General features: G+C 68.0%; 25 protein-coding genes. 6 read left to right on the top strand and 19 right to left on the bottom strand.

Going from position 1 to position 26,247, the window contains the following annotated elements; translation table 11 throughout:
• Positions 1-7 precede the first annotated feature (7 nt).
• From tolQ to ACE3T8_RS09190, 9 genes are all read right to left on the bottom strand, one after another.
• Positions 8-772: a protein TolQ gene (gene tolQ / locus ACE3T8_RS09150; protein ID WP_374608673.1), complete on the bottom strand. Its 765-nt coding sequence runs from the start codon at positions 770-772 to the stop codon at positions 8-10.
• 23 nt (positions 773-795) lie between these two features.
• Positions 796-1,224, bottom strand: a complete 429-nt coding sequence (ybgC, locus tag ACE3T8_RS09155) for a tol-pal system-associated acyl-CoA thioesterase (RefSeq protein WP_374608674.1) — start codon at positions 1,222-1,224, stop codon at positions 796-798.
• Positions 1,225-1,306: 82 nt separating this feature from the next.
• Positions 1,307-2,350, bottom strand: coding sequence for a Holliday junction branch migration DNA helicase RuvB (ruvB, locus tag ACE3T8_RS09160; RefSeq protein WP_374608676.1), 1,044 nt, complete (start codon positions 2,348-2,350; stop codon positions 1,307-1,309).
• A 65-nt stretch (positions 2,351-2,415) separates the two neighbouring features.
• Positions 2,416-3,417 (bottom strand): LLM class flavin-dependent oxidoreductase, encoded by a 1,002-nt coding sequence (locus tag ACE3T8_RS09165; protein WP_374608678.1) that lies wholly within the window; start codon positions 3,415-3,417, stop codon positions 2,416-2,418.
• Positions 3,418-3,459: 42 nt separating this feature from the next.
• Positions 3,460-5,385, bottom strand: coding sequence for a potassium transporter Kup (locus ACE3T8_RS09170; RefSeq protein WP_374608680.1), 1,926 nt, complete (start codon positions 5,383-5,385; stop codon positions 3,460-3,462).
• A 21-nt stretch (positions 5,386-5,406) separates the two neighbouring features.
• The gene (gene ruvA / locus ACE3T8_RS09175) at positions 5,407-5,994 is read right to left on the bottom strand and encodes a Holliday junction branch migration protein RuvA (RefSeq protein WP_374608682.1); all 588 of its coding nucleotides are present in this window, start codon (positions 5,992-5,994) and stop codon (positions 5,407-5,409) included.
• A gap of 195 nt (positions 5,995-6,189) precedes the next feature.
• Positions 6,190-6,717, bottom strand: coding sequence for a crossover junction endodeoxyribonuclease RuvC (ruvC, locus tag ACE3T8_RS09180; RefSeq protein WP_374608683.1), 528 nt, complete (start codon positions 6,715-6,717; stop codon positions 6,190-6,192).
• Between the two features lie 136 nt (positions 6,718-6,853).
• Entirely contained in the window at positions 6,854-7,576 is a 723-nt protein-coding gene (locus ACE3T8_RS09185; RefSeq protein WP_374353207.1) for a YebC/PmpR family DNA-binding transcriptional regulator, read from the bottom strand.
• Positions 7,577-7,608: 32 nt separating this feature from the next.
• Positions 7,609-8,253 (bottom strand): lipase family alpha/beta hydrolase, encoded by a 645-nt coding sequence (locus tag ACE3T8_RS09190; RefSeq protein WP_374608685.1) that lies wholly within the window; start codon positions 8,251-8,253, stop codon positions 7,609-7,611.
• An 82-nt stretch (positions 8,254-8,335) separates the two neighbouring features.
• Here ACE3T8_RS09190 and ACE3T8_RS09195 point away from each other — a divergent pair, with 82 nt between their 5' ends.
• Positions 8,336-8,764: an organic hydroperoxide resistance protein gene (locus tag ACE3T8_RS09195; RefSeq protein WP_374608687.1), complete on the top strand. Its 429-nt coding sequence runs from the start codon at positions 8,336-8,338 to the stop codon at positions 8,762-8,764.
• Positions 8,765-8,826: 62 nt separating this feature from the next.
• On the opposite strand, the gene ACE3T8_RS09200 is transcribed toward ACE3T8_RS09195, so the two are convergent.
• Positions 8,827-9,351, bottom strand: coding sequence for an N-acetyltransferase family protein (locus ACE3T8_RS09200; RefSeq protein ID WP_374608689.1), 525 nt, complete (start codon positions 9,349-9,351; stop codon positions 8,827-8,829).
• 156 nt (positions 9,352-9,507) lie between these two features.
• Positions 9,508-11,274 carry an aspartate--tRNA ligase gene (gene aspS / locus ACE3T8_RS09205; protein ID WP_374608691.1) on the bottom strand — a complete coding sequence of 589 codons (1,767 nt, stop codon included), beginning with the start codon at positions 11,272-11,274 and terminating at the stop codon, positions 9,508-9,510.
• A gap of 141 nt (positions 11,275-11,415) precedes the next feature.
• Here aspS and ACE3T8_RS09210 point away from each other — a divergent pair, with 141 nt between their 5' ends.
• Entirely contained in the window at positions 11,416-12,369 is a 954-nt protein-coding gene (locus ACE3T8_RS09210) for a DUF3011 domain-containing protein (protein ID WP_374608693.1), read from the top strand.
• 9 nt (positions 12,370-12,378) lie between these two features.
• On the opposite strand, the gene ACE3T8_RS09215 is transcribed toward ACE3T8_RS09210, so the two are convergent.
• Together ACE3T8_RS09215 and ACE3T8_RS09220 are read right to left on the bottom strand one after the other, a co-directional pair.
• Positions 12,379-12,711 (bottom strand): FmdB family zinc ribbon protein, encoded by a 333-nt coding sequence (locus ACE3T8_RS09215; RefSeq protein WP_374608695.1) that lies wholly within the window; start codon positions 12,709-12,711, stop codon positions 12,379-12,381.
• Between the two features lie 65 nt (positions 12,712-12,776).
• Positions 12,777-14,624 (bottom strand): ABC-F family ATP-binding cassette domain-containing protein, encoded by a 1,848-nt coding sequence (locus tag ACE3T8_RS09220; protein WP_374608697.1) that lies wholly within the window; start codon positions 14,622-14,624, stop codon positions 12,777-12,779.
• A 71-nt stretch (positions 14,625-14,695) separates the two neighbouring features.
• Between ACE3T8_RS09220 and ybaL the strand changes: the two genes are divergently transcribed.
• A complete protein-coding gene (ybaL, locus tag ACE3T8_RS09225; RefSeq protein WP_374608698.1) occupies positions 14,696-16,390 on the top strand; it encodes a YbaL family putative K(+) efflux transporter in 1,695 nt (564 codons plus the stop codon).
• A gap of 7 nt (positions 16,391-16,397) precedes the next feature.
• On the opposite strand, the gene ACE3T8_RS09230 is transcribed toward ybaL, so the two are convergent.
• Both ACE3T8_RS09230 and clpB read right to left on the bottom strand, forming a co-directional pair.
• Positions 16,398-18,041 (bottom strand): alpha/beta hydrolase, encoded by a 1,644-nt coding sequence (locus tag ACE3T8_RS09230; RefSeq protein WP_374608700.1) that lies wholly within the window; start codon positions 18,039-18,041, stop codon positions 16,398-16,400.
• A gap of 71 nt (positions 18,042-18,112) precedes the next feature.
• Entirely contained in the window at positions 18,113-20,707 is a 2,595-nt protein-coding gene (clpB, locus tag ACE3T8_RS09235) for an ATP-dependent chaperone ClpB (RefSeq protein WP_374608702.1), read from the bottom strand.
• A 138-nt stretch (positions 20,708-20,845) separates the two neighbouring features.
• On the opposite strand from clpB, the gene ACE3T8_RS09240 reads away from it, so the two are divergent.
• The gene (locus tag ACE3T8_RS09240) at positions 20,846-22,156 is read left to right on the top strand and encodes a M20/M25/M40 family metallo-hydrolase (protein WP_374608704.1); all 1,311 of its coding nucleotides are present in this window, start codon (positions 20,846-20,848) and stop codon (positions 22,154-22,156) included.
• A complete protein-coding gene (locus ACE3T8_RS09245; RefSeq protein ID WP_374608706.1) occupies positions 22,153-22,416 on the top strand; it encodes a GIY-YIG nuclease family protein in 264 nt (87 codons plus the stop codon). The genes ACE3T8_RS09240 and ACE3T8_RS09245 overlap by 4 nt, the downstream gene beginning before the upstream one ends.
• A gap of 28 nt (positions 22,417-22,444) precedes the next feature.
• Here ACE3T8_RS09245 and ACE3T8_RS09250 read toward each other — a convergent pair whose 3' ends face one another.
• From ACE3T8_RS09250 to rluD, 4 genes are read right to left on the bottom strand one after another with little or no spacing between them, the layout of a single operon-like run.
• Positions 22,445-22,870 carry a thiol-disulfide oxidoreductase DCC family protein gene (locus tag ACE3T8_RS09250; RefSeq protein WP_374608707.1) on the bottom strand — a complete coding sequence of 142 codons (426 nt, stop codon included), beginning with the start codon at positions 22,868-22,870 and terminating at the stop codon, positions 22,445-22,447.
• The gene (locus ACE3T8_RS09255) at positions 22,857-23,414 is read right to left on the bottom strand and encodes a DUF4166 domain-containing protein (RefSeq protein WP_374608709.1); all 558 of its coding nucleotides are present in this window, start codon (positions 23,412-23,414) and stop codon (positions 22,857-22,859) included. The genes ACE3T8_RS09250 and ACE3T8_RS09255 overlap by 14 nt, the downstream gene beginning before the upstream one ends.
• The gene (gene pgeF, locus ACE3T8_RS09260) at positions 23,411-24,187 is read right to left on the bottom strand and encodes a peptidoglycan editing factor PgeF (protein WP_374608711.1); all 777 of its coding nucleotides are present in this window, start codon (positions 24,185-24,187) and stop codon (positions 23,411-23,413) included. Before pgeF ends, ACE3T8_RS09255 begins: the two co-directional genes overlap by 4 nt.
• Complete coding sequence (rluD, locus tag ACE3T8_RS09265) at positions 24,184-25,179, bottom strand: 23S rRNA pseudouridine(1911/1915/1917) synthase RluD (protein ID WP_374608713.1); 996 nt, start codon at positions 25,177-25,179, stop codon at positions 24,184-24,186. Before rluD ends, pgeF begins: the two co-directional genes overlap by 4 nt.
• Before the next feature lie 105 nt (positions 25,180-25,284).
• On the opposite strand from rluD, the gene ACE3T8_RS09270 reads away from it, so the two are divergent.
• A complete protein-coding gene (locus ACE3T8_RS09270; protein ID WP_374608750.1) occupies positions 25,285-26,118 on the top strand; it encodes an outer membrane protein assembly factor BamD in 834 nt (277 codons plus the stop codon).
• The last annotated feature ends 129 nt before the right edge of the window (positions 26,119-26,247 follow it).

Here is a 26,247-nt window from a genome sequence, read left to right on the forward strand (position 1 = left end):
ACTCCGGTCAGCCCGCGGGTGCCTGGCGCTGCAGGATGGAACTGAGCTCCTCGGCGAAGCTGTCGTAGCGCACGGCGAGCCGTTCCACGCGCGTGGTGAAGCGGTTGTAGGCCCACACCGCCGGGATCGCCACGAACAGGCCGATGGCGGTCGCGAACAGCGCCTCCGAAATGCCCGGCGCCACCGCGGCGATGCCCGCCTGCTCGCCGCTGTTGAGCATGTCGTGCATGGTCACCATGATGCCGAACACGGTGCCGACCAGACCCACGTAGGGCGCCGTCGAGCCGATGTTGGCGAGCAACTCCAGATTGCGTTCCAGCTGGTCGATCTCGCGCGTGCCGGCCACCCGCATCGCCCGCTGCGCGCCTTCCAGTTGTACCCGCCCGTCGGGATCACGCCTGTCCTTCAAGCGAACAAACTCGCGAAAACCGTTCTCGAAGATCGCCTCCAGCCCACTGGACACGCGGCTGCGGTCGCTGGCGGCGGCATAGAGCTTGTTGAGGTCGGTGCCCGACCAGAACCGGTCCTCGAACTCGCGGGCCTCCTCGTTGGCCTGCTTGAACACCCGCGACTTGCGGAAAATGATCACCCAGCTGATCAGCGACCCCACCAGCAGCAACGCCACGATGAGCTGCACCGGCAGGCTGGCCTTGAGCATCAGGTCGATGTAGTTGATCCCGCCATGCGCGCCTGCCGCCATCGCGGACGTCGCCGCGTTCGCGGCCAGTTCGGTGGTGGTCGCCACGGCCTCTTCCGGCAGCGGCTGGGGCATGGATTGCAGCATCGCGACGGGCATCAAGCGGTCTCCAGCAAGGACTTCAATTCGGTGAGCAGTGCATCGGGGATCGGCCGCGGCCTGAAGTCGGAGGCGCGCAACGCGGCGATCCTGACCCGGGATTCGACCAGCAAGGCGCCATCGCGTTCAATGCGCTGGCCCACGCTGAAGCTGGCCCCGCGGCATTCAAGCAGCCGGACGCTGACCTGCAGCTGATCGTCGAGCCGGGCCGGCGCACGGAAGTCGATGTCCATCGCCCGCACCACGAAGACCTGGTCGTCGCGATCGCGCAGCACGCCCTGGTCCCAGCCGAGCGCCCGCATCCATTCGCTGCGCGCACGCTCCATGAAGGCGAGATAGCGTGCGTGGTAGACCACGCCGCCGGCATCGGTGTCTTCCCAGTAGACGCGGGCGGGCCAGGAAAAGGCAGAGCCGGGAATTTCGCTCACGGCATCGCCGCTGCGGAAAAGGGGTCAGAGTGAAGTTTCCTGACGGAGCGTCCGGAACGATGGGAGAGGTTGGGCAGGAAATTCACTCCGACCCCTTTTCCGAATCGAACAGTTCCGTGTTGCCGCCCGCCTTCGGCTTGAAGCCCAGGTGGCGATAGGCCTTCGCTGTCGCCATGCGCCCGCGCGCGGTGCGCACCAGGTAGCCCTGCTGGATCAGGTAGGGCTCGATCACGTCTTCCAGCGTGCCGCGCTCCTCGCTCAGCGCCGCCGCCAGCGACTCCACGCCAACCGGGCCGCCATCGAAGGCGTCGATGATGATGCCGAGCATGCGCCGGTCGAGTTCGTCGAAGCCCTCGGGGTCGACCTTCAGCATGTCCATCGCCGCGCGCGCGATGCCCGCGTCGATGCCGCCGCTGCCCTTGACCTGCGCGTAGTCGCGGACGCGGCGCAGCAGGCGGTTGACGATGCGCGGCGTACCGCGCGCGCGGCGGGCGATCTCGCCGGCGCCGTCCGCATCGCAGTCGATGCCGAGGATGCGCGCGGATCGGCGGACGATGCGGGTGAGCTCCTCCGGCGAATAGAACTCGAGCCGCTGGACGATGCCAAAGCGGTCGCGCAACGGCGCGGTCAGCAGGCCGGCGCGGGTGGTGGCACCGATCAGGGTGAACGGCGGCAGGTCCAGCTTGATCGAACGCGCGGCCGGACCCTCGCCGATCATGATGTCGATCTGGTAGTCCTCCATCGCCGGATAGAGGATTTCCTCGACCACCGGCGACAACCGGTGGATCTCGTCGATGAACAGCACGTCGTGCGGCTGCAGGTTGGTGAGCAGGGCCGCGAGGTCGCCGGCCTTCTCGATCACCGGGCCCGACGTCACCCGCAGGCTGACCCCGAGTTCGTTGGCGATCACGTGGCTCAGCGTGGTCTTGCCCAGGCCAGGCGGCCCGAAGATCAGCACGTGGTCCAGCGCCTCGCCACGGCCCTTGGCGGCCTGGATGTAGATCTCCATCTGCTCGCGGACGGGCTGCTGGCCGAGGTAATCGCCCAGGCTGCGCGGACGGATGCTGGCCTCGGCGGCTTCGTCTTCGCGGGTGGCGCCGGCGCCGATGATGCGGTCTTCGGTCATGCCTGGATTATCGCCGCATTTCAGCCCTGCCCTTCGTCTCTGGCGAAAGGCAGGGAACAGATCGCTTACGCCAGCCGCGTGTCGATGAAGGCCTGGCTGGCCAGCGCGAACGAATACTTGCGCGCGGCGTGGTCGAAGATGTTGCCGGTCAGCATCAGTTCGTCCGGGCGATGCCGGGCCACGAAGGCGGCGATGCCCTCGCGCAGGTCGGCCGCGTCGCCCACCACGCTGCAGGCCAGCGCCTCGGCCACCATCGATTTCTCGGCCGGTGTCCAGAACGCCTCGATGTCGTCGATCGGCGGCGGCACCAGCCCGAGTTCACCACGACGCAGGCGGACGAAACTCTGCTGCTGGCTGGTGGCCAGGCGCTTGGCCCCGGCGCGGGTATCGGCACCGAACACGTTCAGCGCCAGCATCGCGTACGGCGTGCGCAGGCGCGCAGAGGGCCGGAAATCGCGGTGGTAGAGGGCCAGCGCCTCGTCCATCGCCGCCGGTGCGAAATGCGAGGCGAAGGCGTACGGCAGTCCCAGTGCAGCGGCCAGGCGCGCACCGAACAGGCTGGAGCCGAGGATCCACACCGGCACGTCCTGCCCGCTGCCCGGCACCGCCTGCACCGCCTGTCCCGGCTGCACCGGCTCGAAGTAATGCAGCACTTCCTGCACGTCGCGCGGAAAGGCATCGGCGTTGTCGTAGTAGCGGCGCAAGGCCTTGGCGGTGGCGTGGTCGGTGCCCGGTGCGCGGCCCATGCCCAGGTCGATGCGGCCCGGATGCAGGGCGACCAGGGTGCCGAACTGCTCCGCCACCTGCAGCGGCGAGTGGTTGGGCAGCATCACTCCACCCGCACCCACGCGGATCCTCGAAGTGCCGCCGGCGATATGGCCAATCAGGATCGAGGTCGCCGCGCTGGCGATGCCCGGCATGTTGTGGTGTTCGGCCAGCCAGTAGCGCTTGTAGCCCAGCGCTTCGGCATGGCGGGCCAGGTCGAGCGCATTGGCGAAGGCCTGCGAGGGCGTGCTGCCTTCGCAGACCGGGGCGAGGTCGAGCAGGGAGAACGGGATGGTCGGCATCTGCAGGAGATGCAGGCGCCCAGCGGCGGAATCAACCTGTCGTCAGATTTCGACCTGTGCGCCCAACTCGACCAGCCGGTTGCCGGGAATGCGGAAGAAGCCCGTGGCCGGCGCGGCATTGCGATGCATCAGTGCGAACAGCTTGTCGCGCCAGATCGGCATGCCGCGATGGTGGCCGGCGACGATGGTCTCGCGGCTGGCGAAGTACGTGGTGTCCATCGGGTTGAAACTGAGGTCGCACTGGTCGCAGCTGCGCATCAGCGCCAGCGGCACGTCGGGTGTTTCCATGAACCCGTAGCGGATCAGCACCCGGTGGAAATCCTCGCCGCTGATCGACTCGATCTTCAGCCGCTTTTCCTTCGGCGCGTACGGCGTGTTCAGCGTCTCCACGGTCAGGAACACGTTGTGCTCGTGCAGTACCTTGTTGTGCTTGAGGTTGTGCATCAATGCGTGCGGCACCACGCTCGGGTCGGCGGTGAGGAACACCGCGGTGCCCGGCACCCGCACCGGCGGCGCCAGCATCAGGCCGGGCAGGAAGGTATCCAGCTGGATGCCTTCCTTGCGCACTTCGGCGCGCAGCAGCTCGCGTCCGCGACGCCAGGTGCGCATGAGGGTGAACAGCGCCGCACCCAGCACTACCGGGAACCAGCCGCCAGCGAGGATCTTCGCGCCGTTCGCGATCACGAAGGCGACATCGGCGACCAGGAACACCACGCACAGCGGCAGGACCCACCAGCGCCAGCGCGTCCACAGCGCGCGCGCCACGATCGCCAGCAGCAGGGTGTCGATCAGCATCGTCATCGATACCGAGATGCCGTATGCGGTGGCCAGCGCGGTCGACGTGCGGAACGTCAGTACCAGCACGATGACCAGCACCATCAGCATCCAGTTGATGCCGGGAATGTAGATCTGGCCGATGGTGTCGCGGCTGGTGTGCTTGATCCGCATGCGCGGGATGTAGCCCAGCTGCATCGCCTGCCGCGCGATCGAGAACGCGCCGGTGATCACCGCTTGCGATGCGATCACCGTCGCCGCCGTCGCCAGCCCGATCATCGGCCAGCGCGCCCACTCCGGCACGCCGATGTAGAACGGGTTGCGGATCGCCGCCGGGTCTTCCAGCACCAGTGCGCCCTGGCCCAGGTAATTGAGCATCAACGCCGGCAGCACGAAGAAATACCAGGCATAGCGGATCGGCCTGGCACCGAAGTGACCCATGTCGGTGTAGATCGCCTCGCCGCCGGTGACCGCCAGCACCACCGCGCCGAGGATGAACACGCCGCCCCAGGTGTGTTCCGCGAAGAAACGCATCGCCCACCACGGGTTGATCGCGTGGAGCACTTCCGGCTCGTGCAGGATGTTGACTACGCCGAGCACCGCCAGCGAGGTGAACCAGAGGATCGTGATCGGACCGAACACCTTGCCGACCTTGGCCGTGCCGAAACGCTGGGTGGCGAACAGCGCCACGAGGACCAGCAAGGTGATCGGCACGATCCAGCTGTGCAGTTGCGGGGCGACCACCTCCAGGCCCTCGACCGCGGAGAGGACCGAGATCGCCGGGGTGATCACCCCGTCGCCGAAGAACAGCGAACCGCCGAGGATGCCGAGGATGCCGATCGCGTAGGTCGACTTCGAGCCCTTCGGCAGGCTGCGCTGGGCCAGCGCCATCAACGCCATGATGCCGCCCTCGCCATCGTTGTCGGCGCGCATGATGATGGTCACGTACTTCAGGGTGACCACCAGCATCAGCGCCCAGAACACCAGCGACAGGATGCCGAGCACGGTGTCGTGGTTGGCGATCAGGCCGTAATGCGGGCTGAAGGCCTCGCGCAGGGTGTACAGCGGGCTGGTGCCGATGTCGCCGAAGACGACCCCGACGGCACCGACGATCAGGCCGGCGAGGCCGACCTGGCCATGACCCTGCGCGTGCGACTGCGGGTCATGCGGCTGGCTGGCGTGAGATTTGGACATGCGATTCCGGGGTCCCCGGCCTCAGCGAAGCGCGGACTGTAGCGCTTTTCGAATGATGGTTTCGGCCGTGTCGCCATCCACGGCGACCTTGCGCGCCATGCGGTCGGCGTCGGCCGGCTTGTAGCCCAGCGCCTGCAGGGCGGTGATGGCCTCGGACAGCGGATCGTGCGGCAGCGTGGCGGCACCCGAGGGCAGGCCCGTGGCCATGCCGGCAGCGCGGTCGCGCAATTCCACCACCATGCGTTCGGCGGTCTTCTTGCCGATGCCGGGGATGCGGGTCAACGCGGCCACGTCGCTGGCCTGCAGCAGGCGCGCGAACTCGTCCACGGAGACGCCGGACAGCACCGCCAGCGCGATCTTCGCGCCGATCCCGCTGACCTTCTGCACGTCGCGGAACAGCCGGCGCTCGGATTCGCGCAGGAAGCCATACAGCGAGACGCTGTCTTCCTTCTGCGCGTGGTGGACGAACAGGAACACCTCGCGGCCGACCTCGGGCAGGTCGTAGAAGGTACTCATCGGCGCTTCGAGTTCGTAGCCGACGCCATGCACGTCCACGACCAACCACGGCGGCGCCTTGTGGATCAGGATGCCTTTCAAGCGACCAATCATGGCGCCGCCTCACGCAGCCATCCATGGCGCAACTGCCTCGCTTCGGCAACCCCCGGCCCGGCCTTCCGTGGCCGGGCGCTCGGCAGCGCGCGAGGCAATGCCTCGCAAGCGCGCCGCTTCGCCCACGGCGGCGCCTTGTGGATCAGGATTCCCTTGAGCCGACCGATCATCGCGAGCCTCTCATCGTGCGGCTTCTCATCGAGATTTCCGCCACGCCGTGCGCGTGGCCACGCCCAGCCGGTTGGCGCTGACGCGCACGTGCGCATGGGTGATCGCGACCGCCAGCGCGTCGGCGGCATCGGCCTGCAGCTTGCCCTGCAGGCCCAGCATGATCCCGACCATGTGCTGCACCTGGGTCTTGTCGGCGCCACCGCTGCCGACCAGGCCCAGCTTCACTTCCTTGGCCGCGTATTCGCTCACCGGCAGGTCGCGCGCCACGCAGGCGGCGATCGCGGCGCCACGCGCCTGCCCCAGCTTGAGCGCGGACATCGCGTTGTTGGACAGGAACACCTGTTCGATCGCGACTTCATCCGGCGCGAACTGTTCGATCAGTGACCACAGCCCGTCCAGCAACACGCGCAGGCGCAGCGGGAAGGATTCGGCATCCAGCAACTTGATCGGCTGGTGGTGCACGTGCACGACCTTGCCCGCGGCGTCCACGTCGATGATGCCCACGCCGGTCCGCTGCGAACCGGGGTCGATGCCGAGAATTCGGGTGCGCATGCTAGCGGGCGCCCTCAAGGCGCACGCTGCGCACCCGAATGCCCGACCATGGATGGCCGGGCCAGGGCCCGAGACATCGAATGTGTAGCGCCATGGATGGCAGCGACTGCATGCGACAGGATATGGATCCGGCGTCTTACGCAGCGTCGCCGAGGTCGGCGTTGGAATAGACGTTCTGCACGTCGTCCATGTCTTCCAGCCACGCCAGCAGCTTCTTCACCTGCTCGGCGGTATCGCCTTCCACCGCGATGTCGTTGTCGGCGCGCAGGGTGGTTTCGGCGAAGCCGGGGACATGGCCGGCGGCTTCCATCGCCGCCTTGACCTCGGCGAAGGCATCGGGCGCGGTGATCACGTCGATGGCGCCGTCGTCGTAGACGGTCACGTCGTCGGCACCGGCCTCGATCGCGACCTCGGTGATGGCGTCTTCATCGGCACCGGTGTCGTAGCTGAGCACGCCCAGCTTCCTGAACATGAAGGCGACCGAGCCTTCGGTGCCCATGTTGCCGCCGAACTTGCCGAACGCATGGCGGACGTCGGCCACGGTGCGCACGCGGTTGTCGGTCAGGCAGTCCACGATCACCGCTACGCCACCGGGCGCGTAGCCCTCGTAGCGGATTTCCTCGTACTCGACGCCTTCCAGCTCGCCGGTGGCCTTCTTGACCGCACGCTCGATCACGTCCTTGGACATGTTGACCGCCAGGCCCTTGTCGATCGCCACCCGCAGGCGCGGGTTGCCGGCCGGGTCGCCGCCACCGGCGCGCGCCGCCACCGAGATCTCGCGGATCACCTTGGTGAAGATCTTGCCGCGCTTGGCGTCGACCGCGTTCTTGCGACCTTCGATGGAAGGACCACGTCCCATTGCAGCATCCAGCGGAAACCAGAGGGCGCGGATTATACGGCGGGCGGTTCGGCGGCGCGCTCGAAGCGGCCGTGGCGGAGGAAATGCGCGGCCTGGCGCACTGCCGCGGGCGAGAACACCAGCCCGGTGTGGCTGCTGTGCACGGTGCAGTGGTCGGCCAGCCCTGGCAGGCGGGTTTCCTCCAGCCCCACGGTGCCGTCCGAACCCCCATCGAAGCGCGCGAACAGCCGGCCCAAGCCATGCGCCACGTCGCCGGCCACCACGCCGACCTGCGCCGGCCCGTCCCAACCGGCCAGCCCGCCGGCCAGCATCGGCGCGCTGCGGCCGAGCAACGGACGCGTCCACGGACTGGCCGCGAGGTTGCGCGCAGTCTGGCTGCCGCACAGCGGCGAGCCCAGGCAGACCACCCGCGACACCGCCAGCTCCGGCGCCTGCCGCAACGATTCCAGCGCGATCAGCCCGCCCAGGCTGTGGCCGACCAAGGCGTCGGCCGGCTCGCGGCGCAGCCGCTCCAGCAACTTCGGCACCGCCCGTTCCGGGCCGTCCAGCACGCTGGAGTAGCCGAACAGCGCGGTCTCGAAGCCCTCGGCACGCAGCCGCGCGGCCAGCGGCCGCAACCACCAGTCGGCATTGAGCAGGCCATGCACCAGCAGCACCCGCGGCTTGCGTTCACTCACTGATGTGATCCTGCACGTCTGCGCCCGATTGATGGCCCGGATAGTACGCTTGGCATCCGACCCGCCCCAGGAACCCCCCGCCATGTCGATCGAAACCGTCCTGTATTCCGCCACCGCCACCGCCACCGGGGGCCGCGACGGCCGCGCGGTGTCGTCCGATGGCGTGCTCGATGTCGCCCTGGCCGTGCCCAAGGGGCTGGGCGGTGCCGGCAACCCGGGCACCAACCCGGAGCAGTTGTTCGCCGCCGGCTACTCGGCCTGCTTCCTCGGCGCGCTCAAGCACGTGGCCGGCAAGCAGAAGGTCGCCCTGCCCGCCGACACCACCGTGACCGGCAAGGTCGGCATCGGCGCGATCCCCACCGGCTTCGGCATCGAGGCCGAACTCACCATCAAGGCGCCGGGCGTGCCGCGCGACACCCTGCAGGCGCTGGTCGATGCCGCCCATATCGTCTGCCCGTACTCCAACGCAACCCGCGGCAACATCGACGTGACCCTGGTCGTCGCCGACTGATCCTCGCGCCGACGTTGCATGCGAAAACGGCCACTGCAAGGTGGCCGTTTTCATGTCGGGGTTCAAGCGGCGCGCGGATGCCGCCGGTAGATGAATTCGCGGTCGCGCTGCTCGCCGACGATGAATTCGTACTCCCCGGCGTACTCGAAGCCGTGGCGCCCGTAGAAGCGCTGCGCGCCGAGGTTTTCCGACCACACGCTGATCCACAGCATGCGTGGCCCGTCGCGTTCCAGCCAGGCCAGCGCCTGCTCGAACAGCGCGCGGCCAACGCCGCCGTTCTGCTCGCCTTTCAGCAGGTACAGGCGCTTCAGCTCGCCATCGCCGGGCCGGACGTCCGCATGCGGCAAGCCTGACGGCCCGGCCTGCGCATAACCGATCGCGCGGCCACCCCTCTCCGCGATCCACAGTGCGTAATCGGCGTTCGCCAGCACCTTCGCGTAGGCGGCCACCGAATGACTTTCCTCGAGGAAGGCCTGCAGGTCCTCCGGCGAGTACAGCTGGCCGAAGGCTTCGATGAAGGTCGTCGCGCCGAGTTCGGCGAGCGCGGGCGCGTCGTCAAGGTTGGCGCGGCGGATCGTAGTAGTCATGCAACCTCGAAATCGTCATCCCGGCGAATGCCGGGATCCAGCTTCCGGAAAAGGGGTCAGAGTGAAGTTTCCTGACCAGGAATATTGCAAGGCCAGACAGTCAGGGCAGGAAATTCACTCTGACCCCTTTTCCTCACAGTGACGCCACATCGCCCATCAAGCTTTCTCGCGGGCGCGTACCGATACATGCACTTCGGCGAGCTGCTTGTCCGGCACTTCGCTCGGCGCGCCGGTCATCAGGCATTGCGCGGTCGTGGTCTTGGGGAACGCAATCACGTCGCGGATCGAATCGCTGCCGGCCATCAGCGCGGCGATGCGGTCGATGCCGAAGGCGATGCCGCCGTGCGGCGGCGCGCCGTACTTCAGCGCGTCCAGCAGGAAGCCGAACTTGCCTTCCGCTTCCTCGGCGCCGATGCCGAGCAGCTCGAACACCGCCGACTGCATCGCCGAGTTGTGGATGCGGATCGAACCGCCGCCGATCTCGTTGCCATTGAGCACCATGTCGTAGCCACGGCTCACCGCGGTCTTCGCGTTGGCGCGCAGGTCCTCGATCGAATCCACGGCGGGCGCGGTGAACGGATGGTGCAGGGCGACGTAGCGCTGCTCCTCGTCATCCCACTCGAACATCGGGAAATCGGTGACCCACAACGGCGCCCAGCCGTCGGCGACCAGGTTGAAATCCTTACCGGCCTTCAGGCGCACCGCACCCATGAAGTCGGACACCTTGTTGTACGCACCGGCACCGAAGAACACGAGGTCCCCATTGCCCGCGCCGACATGCCTGAGCACGGCATCGAAGGCACCTTCGGCGAAGAACTTGGCGACCGGCGAATTGACCGCGCCAGCCTCGTCGATCTTGGCGTAGGCCAGGCCCTTGGCACCGAACTTGGCGGCATGGGCGGCGTACTCGTCGATCTGCTTGCGCGACAGCGACGCGCCACCGGGGATGCGCAGCGCGACCACGCGACCGTCGGGATCGTTCGCCGCGGCGGTGAATACCGCGAATTCGCAGTCCTTGACCTGCTCGGCCACGTCCACGAATTCCAGCGCGATGCGCAGGTCGGGCTTGTCCGAGCCGTAGCGGCGCATCGCCTCGGCATAGGTCATGCGCGGGAACTCGGCGGCCAGTTCGACGCCCATCACCTCGCGGAAGACGTGGCGGACCATGTCCTCGGTGAGGTTCTGCACGTCGCTTTCGGCGGCCCACGCGAATTCCATGTCGAGCTGGGTGAATTCCAGCTGGCGATCGGCGCGCAGGGCTTCGTCGCGGAAGCAGCGCGCGATCTGGTAGTAGCGGTCGAAGCCCGCCATCATCAGGATCTGCTTGAACAGCTGCGGGCTCTGCGGCAACGCGTAGAACTCGCCCGGGTGCATGCGCGCGGGCACCAGGAAGTCGCGCGCGCCTTCCGGCGTGGCCTTGGTCAGGATCGGCGTCTCGATGTCCTGGAAGCCGCGCGCGTCCAGGTAGTGGCGCAGCGCACTGACCAGCCTGGTGCGGGTGCGCATCTTGCGCTGCATGTCCGGGCTGCGCAGGTCCAGGTAACGGTACTTCAGGCGCACGTCCTCGCCCGGGTTCTCGTGGTGGTGGAACGGCAGCGGCTCGGCCTTGTTGAGCACTTCGATACGTTCGGCAACGACCTCGACCTTGCCGGTCCTGATCTTGTCGTTGACCGAATGGCGCACGCGCACGGTTCCGGTGATGCGCAGGCAATCCTCGTAGCCCACCTTCGATGCGGCGGCGATCACCGCGGCATTGCCGGCGGCATCGGACGGCTCCGCCACGACCTGGACGATGCCCTCGTGGTCGCGCAGGTCGATGAAGCACAGGCCGCCGAGATCGCGGGCGACATCGGCCCAGCCGCAGAGGATGACGGTCTGGCCGACCAGGGACTCGTCGACGAGGCCGCAGAAATGGGTACGCATGGGAACTCCGGAGGTGACTCGGGCGGCAACGCAGGCGCGTGCCGCGGAAACGCCATTTTAACGGGGCGAAGCGCTACTGTGCCGGCGACCGGGCGCATCCATCCGTCATCAAGCCAACGACCAACGCCACGGGGAACCACCATGCCAAGTCCTTCGTCACATCGCCTGCTGCTCGCATCGCTGCTGTCCCTCGGCCTGGTTGGTGGCCTGACCGCGCTTCCGCTCCCGGCCAACGCCCAGATCGGCACGCGTGCTTATGCGCCCGAAGACCTGTGGACGCTGAACACCGCGGACCAGACCCGGGTCATTTCGCTGGAGTACCGCGAGCAGTCGAGCGGCCGCACCATTCCGAACGACCAGTTGCGCTTCTACCTGGACCAGGTGCGGTTGTCGCGCTGGACCTTCAGCAAGGTCAAGCAGGACATCGCCAAGTCGCTGGGCAACAACGGCGGCTGGAATCCGGGCCCCGGCCCCGGGCCGGATCCTGGCGCTCAGACCATTCGCTGCGAAAGCAATGATGGCCGCATCCGCACCTGCCAGGCACCGTGGCAGGGGCAATCGCGCCTGGTCAGGCAACTGTCGAGCGCGCGCTGCACACTCGGCCAGACCTGGTTCACCAGCCGCGGACAAGTCACCGTCACCCAAGGCTGCCGTGCCGAGTTCGGCCCCGGGGTCGGCATCCCGGGCGGCCAGCAGGTCACCGTGCAATGCGAGAGCAACGATGGCCGCCTGCGCACCTGCGGCAGCAACCTGGTCGGCCGCGCCACGTTGCAGCGCCAACTGTCCAACCAGCGCTGCATCGAGAACAGCAACTTCGGCCTGCGCAACGGCGGCGTGTGGGTGAACAACGGCTGCCGCGGCGTGTTCCTGGCCCGTAGCAACCAGGGTGGCGGGTTGCCGGGCAACTACAGCGTGACCTGCTCCAGCGACCGCGACCGCTACACGACCTGCGCCTGGGATGCCCGGTATGGCGCGCCGCGATTGATCCAGCAGTTGTCCAAGGATGCCTGCCGCGAGGGCTATTCCTGGGGCTATGCCGCGCGCACCGGGATGTGGGTCAACCACGGCTGCCGCGCACGCTTCGGCACGCGCTGAAGCATCGACTCAAGCGGCCGGGGTTGCGCCCCCGGCCGGCTTGGCCGGTTCGGCCTTGGTGGCAGGCGCCGCAGCGGGTTTCGCGTCGGACTTGGTCTCGCTGGCGGGCTTGGCACCCTCTCCGCCTTCGCCCGCCAGGTTGCGCTTCCTGTCGCCGTCCTTCTTGAAGTCGGTTTCGTACCAGCCACCGCCTGCAAGGCGGAACTGCGGCGCGGTCAGCTGGCGGCGCACCTGCCCGCTGGCCGCGCAGGCCGGGCAATCCACCGGGTCGGCATCGGAGAGCTTCTGCAGGCGGTCGAAGGCGTGCCCGCAGGCGTCGCAGGCGAAAGCGTAGATGGGCATCGGGCTACTTCCAGGAATCGAGCCCGGATTCTGGGGCCCTTGCATCGGGTTTCAAGTCGGCGACCTCAGTCGTACAACGCCAGCAGATCCGCTTCCGCGGTTTCCAGCTTGCTGCGCAGTGCGGCCTGTTCGCGACCGAGCTCAGCCACGCGGCCGGCGTTGCCGTAGATCTTGGGATCGGCGAGCTGGGAGTCGATGCCGGCCAGCTTCGCTTCCAGGTCGGCGACCAGCGCCTCCGCCTTCTGCAGCTTGTGCGGATTGACCTTCGACACCGGCTTCGCGGGTGCCGGCGCGAGCGCCGGCTGGGCCTTGGGTGCCGGCGTCTTCGGGTTGTCGCTGCCCGGGCGCGAGCGCAGCCACGCGGCGTATTCGTCCAGGTCGCCAGCGAACGCTTCGACCTTGCCACCGGCCACGCGCCAGTACTCGTCGCAGACCAGGCCGATCAAATGGCGGTCATGGCTGACCATCACGATCGCGCCATCGAAATCGCTCAGCGCTTCGGCCAGCGCCTCGCGCATGTCGAGGTCGAGGTGGTTGGTGGGTTCGTCGAGCAACAGCACGTTCGGACGGCGATATGCGAGCAGCGCCAGCGCCAGGCGGGCCTTCTCGCCGCCGCTGAAGGTGTCGATCACCTCGAAGGCGCGGTCGCCGGGGAAATTCCAGCGGCCCAGGAAATCGCGCAGTTCCTGGTTGGCCACGTCCGGCGCCAGCTTGCGCAGGTGGTCCAGCGGGGTGGTGCCGAATACCAGCGATTCGACCGTGTGCTGGGCGAAGTAGCCGATCCGCATGTCCGGGTGCGCCTTGCGCTCGCCGGTCATCGGCGCGAGCTCGCCGACCAGGGTCTTCACCAGGGTGGACTTGCCGGCGCCATTCGGGCCCAGCAGGCCGATGCGGTCGCCGGCCTCCAGGCCGAAATTGACGTTGGCAAGGATCCGCGCGTCCGCACCGTAGCCGGCGTCGACATCGTGCAGCGACAGCAGCGAGTTCGGCAGCCGCAGCGGTTCCGGCAGGGTGATGTGCAGGGAACGCTCGGCGCGCACGGCCTCGGTGCCTGCAAGCTTGGCCAACCGCTTCATGCGGCTTTGGGCCTGCTTCGCCTTGCTCGCCTTGGCCTTGAAGCGGTCGATGAAGCTCTGCAGGTGGGCGCGCTCCGCCTGTTCCTTCAGGTGGGTGATCTGCTGCAGGCGCAGATGTTCGGCGCGCTGCCGCTCGAAGTCGGTGTAGTTGCCGACGTACAACTTCGCCCGGCCATCGTGCAGATGCAGGATGTGGGTGGTGACGTTGTCCAGGAACTCGCGGTCGTGCGAGATCACCAGCAGGGTGCCGGCATAACGCTTCAACCATTCCTCCATCCAGACCACCGCATCCAGGTCGAGGTGGTTGGTCGGTTCGTCGAGCAGCAGCAGGTCGGACGGCGTCATCAGTGCGCGGGCGACGTTGAGCCGCACCCGCCAGCCGCCGGAGAAGTCCGCGACCGCCTTGCCATGGGTCTCCGCCGGAAAGCCCAGACCATGCAGCAGGCGGCCGGCACGCGCGGAAGCGTCGTAACCGTTGAGTTCTTCCAGGCGGTGATGGGCCTCGGCGACCGCTTCCCAGTCCTCGTTGGCGAAGGCATTCGCCTCGGCCTGCACGGCCGCGTGGACCTCGGCATCGCCGGACAGCACGAAGTCCAGTGCCGGGTCCGGCAAGTGCGGGGTTTCCTGGGCCACGCTGGCGATGCGCGCCTTGCCGGGCAGGTCGAGGTCGCCCTTGTCGGGCTCGACCTCGCCCATCAGGGCCGCGAACAGGGAGGACTTGCCGGCGCCGTTGCGGCCGATCACGCCGACCCGCCACCCCGCATGCAGGGTCAGGTCGACATCGGACAACAACAGGCGCTCGCCGCGGCGCAGCGCGAAATTGCGGAAGGAAATCATCCGCGCATTGTAGTTCGGACGGCGGCCACGACTGCCATGCGATCATGGGCCGCCACCCAGACGGAACCCGGATGCCGCATCACACCTCGCTCATCGCCTTGCTCAGCGTCGGCTTCGTGTCGGCCTTCGTGTTCGGCCTGCTCGCCCAGCGCCTGAAACTCTCGCCGCTGGTCGGCTACCTGCTGGCCGGCATCATCGTCGGCCCGTTCACGCCCGGCTTCGTCGCCGACCAGGGCCTGGCCTCGCAGCTGGCGGAGATCGGGGTGATCCTGCTGATGTTCGGGGTGGGCCTGCATTTCTCGCTGCGCGACCTGCTCGACGTAAAGGGGATCGCGATCCCCGGCGCCCTCGGCCAGATCGCCTTCGTCACCGCGATCGGCACCGGCTTCGGCCTGTGGCATGGCTGGGACACCATGGGCGCGGTGGTGTTCGGGCTGGCGCTGTCGGTGGCCAGCACCGTGGTGGTGATGCGCGCACTGGAAGAGCGCCGGCTGCTGGACACCCGCCGCGGGCGGATCGCGATCGGCTGGCTGGTGGTCGAGGACCTGGCGATGGTGCTGGCGCTGGTGCTGCTGCCGGCGATCGCCGGTGCGCTGGGCGCGGGCGAAAAAATCGGCGCGGCCGGCATCGCCGGCGCGCTGGTGTGGACCCTGGTGAAGGTCACTGCCTTCGTGGTGGTGATGCTGGTGGTCGGCAAGCGCGCGATCCCGTGGATCCTGGAACACGTGGCCGGGCTGGGCTCGCGCGAGCTGTTCACCCTCAGCATCCTGGCGATCGCCCTGGGCGTGGCCTTCGGCGCGGCCTACCTGTTCGACGTGAGCTTCGCGCTGGGCGCGTTCTTCGCCGGGATGCTGCTCAACGAATCCGAACTGAGCCACAAGGCCGCGGCGGATTCGCTGCCGATGCGCGACGCCTTCGCCGTGCTGTTCTTCGTCTCGGTGGGCATGCTGTTCAACCCGTCGATCATGCTCGAGCAGCCGATGTGGGTGTTGGCGACGGTCGGCATCATCGTGCTGGGCAACGCACTGGTCGGCTACCTGATCGTGCGCCTGCTCGGCCTGCCCAAGCTGACCGGCCTGACCATTTCCGCCAGCCTGTCGCAGATCGGCGAGTTCAGCTTCATCCTGGCCGGGCTGGGACTGTCGCAGAAGCTGCTCCCGCAGGAAGCGCACGACCTGATCCTGGCCGGCGCACTGCTGTCGATCATCGCCAACCCGTTCCTGTTCGCCTGGCTGGATGCGTGGCAGAGGCGCCAGCAGCCGGGCACCGCGGTGACGACGGTGACCCAGCCGCTGTCCGAAGTCCCGGAAGACATGGGTGGCCACGCGATCGTGATCGGCTACGGCCGGGTCGGCCGCGAACTCACCCGCCTGCTGCAGCATCGCGGCATCCCGCTGGTGCTGGTCGAAAGCGATCCGGACAGGGTCGAGGCCGCGCGCAAGAATGGCCTGGTCACGGTCCGCGGCAACGCCGCTGCGGAAGGCGTGCTGAAAGCCGCACGCCCGCAGAGCGCACAACTGGCGATCCTGGCGATGCCGCAGGCGCTGGAAGCCGGCGAGATCATCGCCCGGCTCAAGGCGATCCACCCCGGCATCAGCGTGCTGGCGCGCGCGCACAGCGAGGCCGAGGTCAAGCACCTGCTAGCCCACGGCGCCGACGCGGCCGTGCTGGCCGAACGCGAGCTGGCCTATTCGCTGGTCGACATGATGATGGCCACGCCGCCGTGGCGCGCCGCGCGCGCGGACGTCGCGCCCGCCGCGAGCTGAGCCGCGCCTACTTCGCGTTGCCGGTCTGCGCGGGCAGCGTGCTGCCCGGCCGCGCCACGGCGTACATCTCCCACGCCATCTTCTTCAGCAAGGCACGGCGGTCATCGCCTTCGACGTAGAGATCGGAGTGGGTCTTCCCGGGCAGCAAGCGCACCTCCGCCTTTGCGCCCAAGCCATCCAGCACGACCTTGAGCCGGCGGGCGGCGCCGTCCAGGTAGAACGTGTCGGCATCGCCCACGATCACCCGGATCTTGCCGTCGAGATCGGGTTTCAAGGCCGGCCACTGGGTCTGCAACTTGTGCGCGATGTCGTAATGCTCGCGCCAGTAGGCGACCACCACCGGATCCACCTTGCCGGTGGCGCGATCGAACATCGGCATCGGCCGGCCATCCGCGCCGCGCGGCGAGAACACCCAGTCGAACGACGCCAGCTGCCCGCCCACCTCGCCCTTCACCGCCTCCTGCCGCGCGTACTGCTCGAAGGTGGAAACGACCTTGCCATCGACCCGGACCAGCGGCCAGGCGCTGCCATCCGGCCGGCGATAGACATTGGCATTCGCTGCGTACAAATCCGGGCCGGTGAAATCGTGGAAGTCGCTGGAATCCGGCGCGGTCGACCAGGTGCCGCCGAACAGCGCCGGATAGGTGACCTGCAGCCACAACGTCGCCCAACCGCCGGAGGAATGGCCGTTGAGCAAACGCCCGGAGGCCTTGCCGTCCATCCGGTAGCGGGTTTCCAGCGCCGGGATCAGTTCGGCGGTCAGCGCCCGGCCCCACGGACCGTTGTTCACCGAATCGGCGAACTCGTGGGTGCCGGTGGCGCTGGATTCGTCCAGGAACACCCAGATCATGGGCGGCATGCTGCCCTCGCGCATCGCCTCCGCCACGTACGCCACGCTTCGCACCAGGCCCGGCAGGCTGCCGCCGAACCCGTGGGTGAAGTACACGGCGGGATACCGCGTTTTTGCATTGCCGGCATCGGCATAGCCGGGCGGTAGCAGGACCCAGCCGCGCATGCGGATGTCGCGGCCCCAGAACTTGCTGAGCGCCGGACTGGCGAAGTCCAGCAACTCGGTCTGCGCGCGGGTGGCGGCCATGGCGGCGCGCGCCTCCGCGGGCGCGTCGTCGGCGACGGCCCATGGATCCGGCCGCGCAGGCAGCACCCGGGTGAGAGACAGCGACGGCATCCACCCGGCAGTGCCGAGGCGAACCCGGGTCGGTTCGCTGACCAGGTCGCCCTCGCCACGGCCACCGTAGTTGTAATCGCGATTGCCATCGAGCACTGCCTGGAGGTAGTAATCGCCCTTCGGCAGTCGCGAGAACGGCTGCGGGAAGGCGATCGCATCGGCATCCAGCACCACGCCTGCGCCCGCGGCCAGGAACGGGACCTCCATCGCGGCAATCGTCACCGCCTCCGGTGTCATCGGGCTGGCATTGACCACCACGACCTTGCCCTCCTTCGCGGCCGCTTCCGCCTCGTCGGCGGGCATCGCGAAGACCAGCAATCGGCCCGACGCATGCGACTGCCCGGCGGCGGAATCCAGCCGGACTTCGACATGCCGCGACACTTGCGCGACCGCCACCATCGGCGACAGCGCACAACACAACACGAATGCGGCGTGGATCGTTTTCGGAAGGCATGGCGACGACATGGCGGATTCTCCCGGGGCGATGCATGGATTAGACACCACGCATGCCCCTGCCTGCCCGTCGCACCTGCGGGTTACGCGCCCGCGCCCGCCACGAACACCAGCTTGCCGCCCTCCGCATCCACCTTGACCGTATCGCCATTGCCGAACCGGCCGGACAGGATCGCCTGCGCCAGCGGGTTCTCCAGTTGCTGCTGGATCGCGCGCTTGAGCGGTCGCGCACCGTAGACCGGATCGAAGCCGACGTTTCCGAGCAGCTCGAAAGCCTTGTCGCTCAGTTCGATGCGGATGCCGCGCTCGCTCAGTCGCTTCTCCAGGCCGCGCAGCTGGATGCGCGCGATCGACTTGATCTGCTGCTTGTCCAGCGGATGGAAGACCACGATGTCGTCGAGCCGGTTGATGAACTCCGGGCGGAAGTGCGACTGCACCACGCTCATCACCACCGCCTTCATCTGCGTGTAAGCCTCCGGACTGTCGTCGTTGCCAAGCTCCTGGATGTGTTGCGAGCCCAGGTTGCTGGTCATCACGATGACGGTATTGCGGAAGTCCACCGTGCGGCCCTGGCCGTCGGTCAGGCGACCGTCGTCCAGCACCTGCAGCAGGATGTTGAACACGTCCGGATGCGCCTTCTCCACCTCGTCCAGCAGGATCACGCTGTAGGGACGGCGGCGCACGGCTTCGGTGAGGTAGCCACCCTCTTCGTAGCCCACGTAGCCGGGAGGCGCACCGATCAGGCGACTGACCGCGTGCTTCTCCATGAACTCGCTCATGTCGATGCGGACCATCGCATCGCTGCTGTCGAACAGGAACTCGGCCAGCGCCTTGCACAGCTCGGTCTTGCCCACGCCGGTCGGGCCGAGGAACAGGAACGAGCCGCTGGGGCGGTTGGGATCGGACAGGCCGGCGCGCGAGCGGCGCACCGCATCCGACACCACCTTGATCGCCTCTTCCTGACCCACCACGCGCGTGTGCAGCGCCTCTTCCATCTTCAGCAGCTTCTCGCGCTCGCCTTCCAGCATCTTGCTGACCGGGATGCCGGTCCAGCGCGCCACCACCTGCGCGATCTCCTCGGCGGTGACCTTGTCCTGCAGGAGGGTGAAGCCCTTGGTTTCCGCTTCCTGCGCGGCGGCGAGCTGCTTCTCCAGTTCGGGAATGCGGCCGTACTGGATCTCGCTCATTGCGGCGAAATCCTGCTTGCGCTGCGCCGCTTCCAGTTCAAGCCGCGCCGCTTCGATCTGCTCCTTGATCCGGGTCGCGCCCTGCAGGGTGGCCTTCTCGGCCTTCCAGACTTCCTCCAGGTCGCTGTACTCGCGCTCGAGCACGTCGATCTCCTTTTCGAGATCGGCAAGGCGTTGCTTCGACTCGGCGTCCTTCTCCTTCTTCAGCGCCTCGCGCTGGATCTTCAACTGGATCAGCCGGCGCTCCTTGCGGTCCATCTCCTCCGGCTTGGAATCGATCTCCATGCGGATCCGCGACGCAGCCTCGTCCATCAGGTCGATGGCCTTGTCCGGCAGCTGCCGGTCCGCGATGTAGCGGTGCGAGAGCGTGGCCGCGGCGACGATGGCGGGATCGGTGATCTCCACGCCATGGTGCACGGCGTAGCGTTCCTTCAGGCCGCGCAGGATCGCGATGGTGTCCTCGACGCTGGGCTCACCGACGAACACCTTCTGGAAGCGGCGCTCCAGCGCGGCGTCCTTCTCCACGTACTTGCGGTATTCGTCCAGCGTGGTCGCGCCGATGCAGTGCAACTCGCCGCGGGCGAGCGCGGGCTTGAGCATGTTGCCGGCATCCATCGAGCCTTCCGCCTTGCCGGCACCGACCATCGTGTGCAGTTCGTCGATGAACAGGATGATCTGCCCTTCGTTCTTCGACAGGTCGTTGAGCACGGCCTTCAGGCGCTCCTCGAACTCGCCGCGGAACTTCGCACCGGCGATCAGCGCGCCCATGTCCAGCGACAGCAGGCGCTTGCCGCGCAGGCCTTCGGGCACCTCGCCGTTGATGATGCGCTGGGCCAGGCCTTCAACGATCGCGGTCTTGCCCACGCCGGGTTCGCCGATCAGCACCGGGTTGTTCTTGGTGCGCCGCTGCAGGACCTGGATGGTGCGGCGGATCTCCTCGTCGCGGCCGACCACCGGATCGAACTTGCCGCTTTCCGCGCGCGCGGTCATGTCGATGGTGTATTTCTCCAGCGCCTGGCGTGCCTCCTCGGCGTTCTCGTCCTGCACCTTCTCGCCGCCGCGCAGCTTGTCGATCGCCGCTTCCAGCTTCGCCTTGTCGCCACCCGCGGCCTTCAGCGCCTTGCCGGCATCGCCGGAATCCTCCAGCGCGGCGAGCAGGAACAGCTCGCTGGCGATGTAGGCATCGCCGCGCTGCTGGGCCAGCTTGTCGGTGACGTTGAGCAGTCGCAGCAGGTCGTTGCCGGCCTGCACATTGCCTGCCTGGCCGGTGACCTTCGGCAGCTTGTCGAGCGCTTCGGTAAGGCGCTCGCGCAGCACCGGCACGTTGATGCCGGCCTGCGCGAGCAGCGGCCGGGTGCCGCCGCCCTGCTGGTCGAGCAGAGCCAGCAGCAGGTGGGTGGGTTCGATCAGGTTGTGGTCGCGGCCGACAGCCAGCGACTGCGCATCCGCAAGGGCCTGCTGGAAGCGCGAGGTGAGTTTGTCCATGCGCATGGGGGAAATCCTTCAAAGGGATGGGCCGTCGCGGCCAATGTGCTCCAGATGCGGTTGCCCGGCCGTGATTCAAGTCAAATCGCGCGCATCGGTTCGGCGTCGGTTATGGTCGCGGCTGCCTGTTCCGGAAACCACTCGATGCTTCGTTCCCGTGCCCTCGCCTGCGGCCTGCTGCTCGCACTGTCCGTCGCGCCCTGCCTCGGCGCCACGCCATCCGCGAGCGAACAACGGATGCGCGACTCGATCCGGTCTGACCAGCCGCATGCGATCGCGCTGCTGGAACGCCTGGTCAACCAGAACTCGGGCTCGCTCAACCTCCCCGGCGTCACCGCGGTCGGCGAGATGGTCCGCGCCGAACTGGAGCCGTTGGGGTTCGACGTTCAATGGATCGACATGCGCGCAACCGGGCGCGCCGGCCATCTGATCGCCACCCACACCGGCAACGGACGCGGCAAGCGCGTGCTGATGATCGGGCACCTCGACACCGTGTTCGAACCCGACTCGCCGTTCCAGCGCTTCGTCCGCAATGGCGACAGTGCGACAGGACCCGGCATCGGCGACGACAAGGGCGGCGTGGTGATCATCATCGGCGCGTTGCGTGCGATGCATGCCGCCGGCAGCCTGCGCGATGCCGACATCAAGGTGATCCTGACCGGCGACGAGGAATCCGCCGGCACGCCGCTGCAGGCCGCCCGTGCCGACCTGGTCGCGGCCGGGAAATGGGCCGACGTGGCGCTGGAATACGAAGGCCTCATCGTCGATGGCGGCCAGGATTACGCCACGGTCGCGCGCCGTGGCGTGACCGACTGGGAACTCACCACGACCGGCATCACCGGGCATTCCAGCGGGGTGTTCGGCAGCGGCCTCGGCTACGGCGCGAACTACGAACTGGTGCGCATCCTCGACGCCTTCCGCCGCGAACTCCCGGAACCGAACCTCACCGTCAACGCCGGCCTGATGGTCGGTGGCACGCCCGCGACGCTGGAGCCGGGCGGCGCCCGCGGCAGTGCGGCCGGCAAGACCAACATCGTGGCCGAGCGCGCCGTCGCGCGTGGCGACCTGCGCGCGCTCACCCCGGATCAGCAGGCGCGTGCGGTCGCGCGCATGCAGGCGATCGTGGCGCAACACCTGCCGAAGACCGGCGCGTCGCTGGTGTTCGAGGATTCGTATCCGCCGATGGCGCCCACCGACGGCAATCGCGGACTGCTCACGTTGCTCAACCAGGTCAATGCGGACCTGGGCCTGGCCGCGATGGGCGAGTGGGATCCGGCCAGGCGTGGTGCCGCCGATTCCAGCTTCGTCGCCGCCGACGTGGACGTGCTGGCAGGACTGGGTGCGGCCGGTTCGGGCTCGCACGCGGAGGGCGAAACCGTCGACCTCGCCAGCATTCCCCGCCAGGCGCTGCGCAGCGCGGTGCTGATCGAGCGGTTGTCGCGCACGCCGCGATGAGCGCGGGCTGGCATCTCTACCTGCTGCGCTGTCGTGGCGGCAGCGTGGATGCCGGCATCACCACCGATCTCGAACGCCGCTTCCGCGAACACGTGTCCGGACGCGGCGCGAAATACACCCGCGCACATCCGCCGGAATGCGTGCTCGGCAGCCGCGCCTATCCGGATCGCGCCAGCGCCTCGCGCGCCGAACACGCGCTCAAGCGGCAGCCGAAGGCGCGCAAGCTGGCGTGGTTGCTGGCCGACGACGACATGCCATGACACCCGGCATGCAAGGCATCACGTCGGGTCAGAGGAAGCGGCTTCGATGCCCGGGGGCAGGAATGCTGCAGGCATCGTGGCGGCCGAACCAGCGATACCGATTGCGCGCCAGCCAGCGGTACGCCACATCGCGGATGCGACGTGGCACCAGCGCGATCACATGCGCGGAACGCCAGGCACCGCCCAGTCCCGCCAGCACGCGACGGATCGCATCGGAGTCGGTGGAGATGCGTGGCAGCGCGCCGACATCGTGTTCGACCAGCAGGAACGACGCGGGATCCTCGGGATCCAGGCCGTGAGCCGACAGCAGCGCGCGGCCGGCGTCGGTCTGCATCGCCGCGTAGCGATAGCGACCCACATGATCGTGGCGCAGCAGGAAACCGACCCAGCCGTTGCACAGCACGCAGACGCCATCGAAGACGATGACGGCGCCACCTGGCTCAGCCTGCGGCATCGTCCACCGGCAGCAGCCAGCCTTCGTAACGAATCACCTGGCCGACCAGTGGCAGGCGCGCTTCGACATCGAATCGATAGCGCGCTTCATCGCCGCGCTCGCAACAGCGCACCCCGCGAAACCAGCGTGCCGGCAGCGGCAATAGGCCGAACAGGCGCACGCCGGCGACCCGCCACCAGATCGCCCCGGCATTCGCCAGCAACGCATGGCGGAACTGCAGGGGACCGATCCGCTCGTGCAGCAGGCCGTCCTTGAACGCCAGCCGCGACTGCATGCGGGTGCCGGCGAAATCGCGCCGCCAGGTTTCGCCGCGCGCATCGGCGGTGAATTCGACCGTGATCGGCACGTCCTGCATCGTGCCGGGCAGGCCAGCCACGCGCGCGCACAGCCGCGCCAGCGGATTGCGCCCGCGCTGGACGCTGGCGATGCCGGCATAGCGCGCACTGCCGCGCACCGCATGCAGGCTGCGCACCGGTGCCGGCAGGTTGAAGAAGGACGCGCCCAGCGCCTGCTGGAACAGGGTGGGCTGCACGGAATGGCTCACCGTTCGATCCATGCCAGCGTCGCGATGCGCCCGCTGCGGCCGTCGCGGCGATGCGAGAAGAAACGCGACGGATCGCTGATCGTGCACAGACCACCACCATGCACGTCGGTGACGCCGACGGCGGCCAAGCGTCGACGCGCCAGCGCATACAGATCGACATTCCAATGGCCGGGGCGGGTCGATGCGAATGCCGCGGAGGCTCCGGCATCGTCCGACATGAAGGCCTCGAAGACCTCCTCGCCGATTTCGTAGGCATCGGGGCCGGCGGCAGGGCCGAGCCAGGCGACGATGTCGTTTGCGGGCGTGCGCATTGCCGCCACGGTCGATTCCAGCACGCCGTCGGCCAGTCCGCGCCAACCGGCATGCGCGGCAGCGATTTCGGAACCGTGGCGGTCAGCGAACACCACCGGCAGGCAGTCGGCAGTGAGGATGGCGAGCACCGTGCCGGAAGTGGCCGTGACCGAAGCGTCGGCTTCGGGTTCGTCGACGCTTCCACCCTCACCCCGGCCCTCTCCCGCCAGCGGGAGAGCGAAGTCAACGCGCGCCACGTCGATGCCATGCACCTGGCGCAACCAGTGCGGCGGCGAGGGCAGCTGCAATGCAGCTTCAAGCTGCCGGCGATTCTCCATCACCGCCTCCGGGTCGTCACCGCAGCGCGACCCGAGGTTGAAGGCATCGAACGGTGCCTGCGAGACACCCAGCCCGCGGCGCGTGCTGGTCAGCGCGCGGACGCCGGGCGGCGCGCGCCAGTCGGCGTCCAGCCAGGCGCTCATCGGCGCTGGCGCTCCGCTTCCGCATGCACGGCGGCATCCTCGCGCAGCAGTTTCATCAACCGCTGCATGTCCCCGGGCACCGGCGCGCTGCGGCGGATCGGCTCGCCCGTGACCGGATGCGCGAACTCCAGCACCTCCGCATGCAGGGCCTGCCGCTTGAAGCTGCGCAGGGCGGCGATGAACGCGTCGCTGGCGCCCTTGGGCAGCTTGAACGACCCGCCGTACAACGGATCGCCGACGATCGGGTGCTTGAGGTGGTTCATGTGCACGCGGATCTGGTGGGTACGACCGGTCTCGAGCCGGCATTCCAGCGCGGTGTGGTTGCGGTAGCGCTCGCGCAGGCGGAAATGGGTGATCGCATCCTTGCCGTCCTCGCGCACGGCCATGCGCAGGCGGTCGCGCGGGTGGCGGTCGATCGGCGCGTTGGCGGTGCCGCCGGAGACCAGCGCGCCGACCACGATCGCCAGGTACTGCCGATGGACTTGCCGCGCGGAGAGTTGCGCGACCAGCGCGGTATGCGCGGGCAGCGTGCGCGCCACCACCATCACCCCGCTGGTGTCCTTGTCGAGCCGATGGACGATGCCGGCGCGCGGCAGCAACTCGAGGTTGGCATCGAGGTGCAGCAGGGCATTGACCAGGGTACCGGCCGGATTGCCGGCACCGGGATGGACCACCAGCCCGGCGGGCTTGTCGAGGACGAAGACGTGTTCGTCCGCGTACAGGATGTCCAGCGGGATGTCCTCGGCGACCGCGTGGGTCTGGGTTTCCTGGATCGCGGAGAGGATGACTTCCTCGCCGCCGCGAACCGGATCGCGGCCGCGCAGCGACGCGCCATCCGCCAGTACGTCGCCGGACTTGATCCACGCCGACAGCCGCGAGCGCGAATATTCCGGGAACAGTTCGGCCAGCACTGCGTCGAGCCGCCGGCCAGCGGCGGACTGGGGGACGATGGCGAGGCGGGGGCTTGCGGCGTCGGTCATGGGATCGGGCATGGCGGTTCAGGCGCCGCACAGGGGCGGCGGCCCGACTCTCAAAACGGGCTGGTATTATCCCACCCTCTCCAGGCCTCCGTGCCTCCAGGCGCCGACTCGATGCCCATGCCCGCCCGTTCCACCCTGCTGCGCCCCGCCCTGCTCGTCGCCCTTGTCATCGCCGCCAGCGGTTGCTCGGGCGTCAAGGGCATGTTCAAGGACAAGGACAAGAACGAAGGCCTGCCGGTCAGCCAGTTGTACGACAAGGCCCACGGCTCGATGGAACAGGGACGCTGGAGCACCGCGGTCGAGACCTTCGGCCGCCTGATCGCGCAGTACCCGTACGGCCCGTATACCGAGCAGGCGCTGATGGAACAGGCCTACGCCGAGCACAAGGCGGGCAAGTACGACGAAGCGGTGTCGACCATCGACCGTTTCATCCGCACCTACCCGACCCACAAGAACATCGCGTACCTGTATTACCTGCGCGGCCTGAGCAACATGAGCCGCAACACGGTGTTCCTGTCGAAGGCGTTCAAGCTGGACATGAGCACCCGCGACCTGCAGGCACCGCAGCAGGCCTACAACGACTTCAACATCGTCGCCACCCGCTACCCGAACAGCCGCTACCAGGCCGATGCCCGCCAGCGCATGATCTTCCTGCGCAACGAGTTCGCCCGCTTCGAGCTCAACACCGGCCTGTACTACCTGCAGCGCGGCGCCTGGGTGTCCGCCGCCGACCGCGCCACCTTCCTGCTGGAAACCTATCCGCAGACCGCTTACCAGAACGATGCCGTGGCCCTCCTCGCCGAGTCCTATACGCGCATGGGCAACGCCACCCTGGCCGCCGATGCCAAGCGCGTGCTGCAGCAGAACGACCCGCAGCATCCGTGGCTGGCCGGGAACTGGCCGAAGGGCAAGGGCATCATCGCCCGCCTGAATCCGCTCAACGGCAACTGACCGGTTGACGCCGCGCAGGCGTCGTTGACATCGAAGGGTGGCGTGAGGTTCTGCGGAACATCACGCCACCCTTTTTCGCTGGATGGTTTGCAACCCCGTTTCGCGTTGTCCCGCGTTTCCGCTTGGCAC

The organism is Thermomonas sp. (genome assembly GCF_041919455.1).
GTDB lineage: Bacteria > Pseudomonadota > Gammaproteobacteria > Xanthomonadales > Xanthomonadaceae > Thermomonas.